Raw genomic sequence first — 3,565 nt, forward strand, 5'->3', positions numbered from 1 at the left:
GTCCGCGCTCTTCGGCGCGCTCGAGGCCCTGGCCGACGACGAGGCCGCGCTCGCCCGCGCCCAGGAGGCCGCGGTCCGCCACGCCGGCCGGAACGACTGGCGCACCGCGCGCGGACGGCTCGACGCCGTGCTCGCGGCCACGACCGGGGCGGTGCCGGCATCATGACCGCGCCACGGACCACGCTGCGGGCGCGGACCCTCCCGCTGCGCGCGACGACCCCGGACGACGAGGCCCGGTGGGCCGAGCTCGTCGACCGTGCGCTCGAGCCCAACCCGTTCCTGTCCCCCGCGTACCTCGCGACGGCGGCGCGCCACCTGCCCGAGGCGCGCGACGTCGTCCTCGTCGTCGTCGAGGACGTCGACCGCATGCGCGCGCTGCTGCCCCTGAGCCGGGACGCCTCGACGGCAGGGGCGACGTCCGCGACCACGGCCGGCCCCTTTCTCGCCCACGACTCGCCGTTGTGCGCGCCGCTCATCGACCGCGACGACGCCGACGCCACGCTCGACGCGCTCCTGGCGCACCTGCGCTCGCGCGCGAACGGGTTCCCGGGTCTCGTCGATCTCACGCTCGTCCCCGGCGACGGCCCGCTGTGGGAGGCCTTGCACCGTGCCTGCGCCCGCAACCGCGTGGGCGTGCTCGAGCGCTCCCGCTTCGAACGCGCCGTCCTGCGGCGGGCCGACGGCGCCCCGGACCCGCGTGCGGCCCTCAGCACCGCGCGCCGCAAGCAGGTGGACCGGATGCAGCGCCGGCTCGAGCGCGAGGCCGGGCCCCTGGAGGTGACCGACCGCGGCGGGGACCCGGACGGGTTCGAGGAGTTCGTCCGGCTCGAGGCCGCGGGCTGGAAGGGCACCACCGAGCACGGGGGCGCGCTCGCCGTCGTCCCCGGCCGTGCCGAGTGGTTCCGGGACGTGGCGGCGGGGCTGCGCGAGCGCGGGAACCTCGTCGTCCTGCGCGTCACCGCGGGCGGCGAGACGGTGTTCGTGTCCGTACTGCTCCGCGCGGGCCGCTCCCTGTACTGCCTCATGGACACGTACGACGAGCGCTTCGCGCGCTGCAGCCCGGGCACGGTCGGCCGCGTCCTCGAGCAGGAGTTCTGCCTCGAGCAGACCGACGCCGAGCTGCTCGACCCGTGCCTGCACCCCACCAACGTGCTCCCGACCGGTCTCTACCGCGACCGGCGACCGCTCGTCGGCCTCGTGCTCGGGACGCGCCCGCGGGCCCGCGCCCTGCTCCTGCTCGTCCGTGCCCGCCGCCGGCTGCGCGACCTGCGACCGCGGCGCGACGACCACCGCCCCGGCGCCTCGCCGGCGGCCCGATCTCGAGAGGCGGACCCCGATGGTCTGGACCGATAGGGTCCTGCCCGTCGCGTCGTCGCACGCCGTGGACCACACGGCGTGGGCGGCGCTCGGCGAGCGGGCGGCGGACCCGAACCCGTACTTCGAGCCGTCCTTCCTCGTGCCGGCGGCGCGCCACCTCGACCGGGCGGGCTCCCTGCGCCTCCTCGTCGTCGAGGACGCCGGCCGCTGGCAGGCGGTGCTGCCGTTCGAGCACGCCCCGGGGCACCGCTCCCTGCGCGGGCGCACGAGCACGGGCGGACCGCTGCTCGGCTTCGTCTCGCCCTGCGGCACGCCGCTCGTCGACCTCGACGCGTCGGAGCGTGCCGCCGACCGGCTCGTCGAGGCCCTGCTCGCGCGCGGCCGCGAGCTGGGCCGCCTCGTCGACCTGGCCAACGTCGACGTCGGCACGCGGACGGGGCGCTCCCTGCTCGGCGCCCTCGAGCGGCGCGGCGTGCCGCGACGCACGTGGGACCACTTGTCCCGCGGCGCCCTGGACAGCACGGACGACGCGCCGGTCGACGTCCTCGCCGCCCTCTCCCGGTCCCGCCGTCGCAGCCTGCAGCGCAGCCGCCGGCACCTCGAGCACGAGCTGGGCGGACCGCTCGAGGTCGCGTGGGCCACGGACGCCGACGCCGTCGAGCGATTCCTGGAGCTCCAGGCGGCCGGCTGGAAGGGGACGCCCGGCCGTGGCGGGAAGGCGCTGCTCCTGCACCGCGGCACGGCGGCCTGGTTCCGCGACCTGGCGGAGGCCGCCGCGCCCCACCTGCGCGTGCTCGAGGTGCGGTGCGGCGGTGAGCTGCTCTACTCGGGCGTGACGCTCGTGCGCGACGACCGCGCGTTCTTCGTGCTCGACGCGTACGACGAGCGCTGGTCCCGCTGGAGCGTCGGCTCCTGGGGGCAGCTGCTCATGATGGCGGAGATGACGCGGGAGGGCCTGTCCCTGGACAGCTGCACCGACCCGCGCGAGTACCCGCTCAACACCGCGCTCTACCCGGACCGGCGGGAGCTGCGCTCGATGACGTGCGCGGTCGGGACGCGGGCGGAGCGGGCGCTGTTCGCCGGCGCCGACCGCGTGCTCGACGCGCGCCGCGCGTTCCTCGCGCGCGCCCGCGACCTCACCTCCCGTGCGGTGTCGGCGCTGCACGCCGCCCTCCTGCCCGTCGTGAACGAGCTGCCGTGCGTCGCCGTCGTGATCTGAGCCCGGTGCGCTCGCGCGTGGTGCGGGTCCGGGACCTCGACGAGGACGCCCTCGTGCGGTGGCGCGAGCTCGCCGACCGCCCGCTCGAGCCGAACGTGTTCTTCACGCCCGACTTCCTCGTCCCGACCGTCGAGCACTTCGACGTCGAGCACGCGGGCGGACCCGGCGGCGTGCGCGTGCTGGTCGTCGAGGACGACGTGCGGTGGCTCGCCGTCCTGCCCGTCGAGACGGTGCGCGGCGGACGGCGCTGGCCGCTGCCCCACGCGTCCACCGACGGGCCGGTGCTCAACCTCGTGACGTCGCTCGGCTCGCCGCTCGTGCTCGCCGACGACGGCGAGGCCAACCTGCGCCACCTCGTGCGCGCCCTGCGCCGGCACGCGCGCGAGCTCGGCGGCGCCGTCGACCTGGTGTACCTCGCGGCGGACGGACCGGTGGGCGGCGGTCTGCGCCGTGCGCTCGAGGCGGACGGGCTCGCCGTGCACGAGTGGGGCCGGGACGACCGGGCCGCGGCCGACCTCGACGTCGTCCGGTCGGCAGCGCCGGGCGCCTTCGCCCATCTCACGAAGTCGAGGCACCGGGACGTGCGCCGGCGCGCGCGCCGGCTGGGCGAGGAGCTGGGCACCCCGGTCGAGCTGGCCGGGCTGCGGCTCGAGCAGGTCGACGACGCCGACGCCTTCCTCGACTTCGAGAAGCACTCGTGGAAGTCCGACGCGGCCCGCGACGGCGTCGGCCTGTCGAGGCTCACGGGCGGGACCGGGTGGTTCCGCGACGTCTTCACGCGGTTCGCCGCCCACGGCGACGCGTCCGTCGTCGCCCTGCGGGTGGGCGGGGAGACGCTCTACCTGTCGTCCTTCCTCCGGCACGGCGACACCGTGTTCGGCTGGTACGACGAGTACGCCGACACCACCGCCACCGGGTCCGCCGGTAGGGCGCGACGGCGGGACGAACGGCGCATCCCGGCCGTCGTTGCTAGGTTTCGGGCGTGCCCTCTGACTGGAAGCGGCGACGCGCGGCCCGGCGCCTCAAGCC

At 76.7% G+C, this 3,565-nt stretch carries 3 protein-coding genes; all 3 read left to right on the forward strand.

Annotated features, from left to right (window positions below; all coding sequences use genetic code 11):
- Positions 1-162: 162 nt before the first annotated feature.
- Positions 163-1,353: a GNAT family N-acetyltransferase gene (locus JZ5iCDA_RS19180; protein ID WP_069388079.1), complete on the forward strand. Its 1,191-nt coding sequence runs from the start codon at positions 163-165 to the stop codon at positions 1,351-1,353.
- Entirely contained in the window at positions 1,337-2,536 is a 1,200-nt protein-coding gene (locus JZ5iCDA_RS16235) for a GNAT family N-acetyltransferase (RefSeq protein ID WP_139123177.1), read from the forward strand. Before JZ5iCDA_RS19180 ends, JZ5iCDA_RS16235 begins: the two co-directional genes overlap by 17 nt.
- Positions 2,515-3,565, forward strand: a 1,051-nt coding sequence (locus JZ5iCDA_RS16240; protein WP_139123178.1) for a GNAT family N-acetyltransferase, incomplete at its 3' end; no start/stop codon positions are given. The genes JZ5iCDA_RS16235 and JZ5iCDA_RS16240, both read left to right, overlap by 22 nt.

Source organism: Cellulosimicrobium cellulans, from assembly GCF_001722485.1.
Classification (GTDB): Bacteria; Actinomycetota; Actinomycetes; order Actinomycetales; family Cellulomonadaceae; genus Cellulosimicrobium; species Cellulosimicrobium cellulans_A.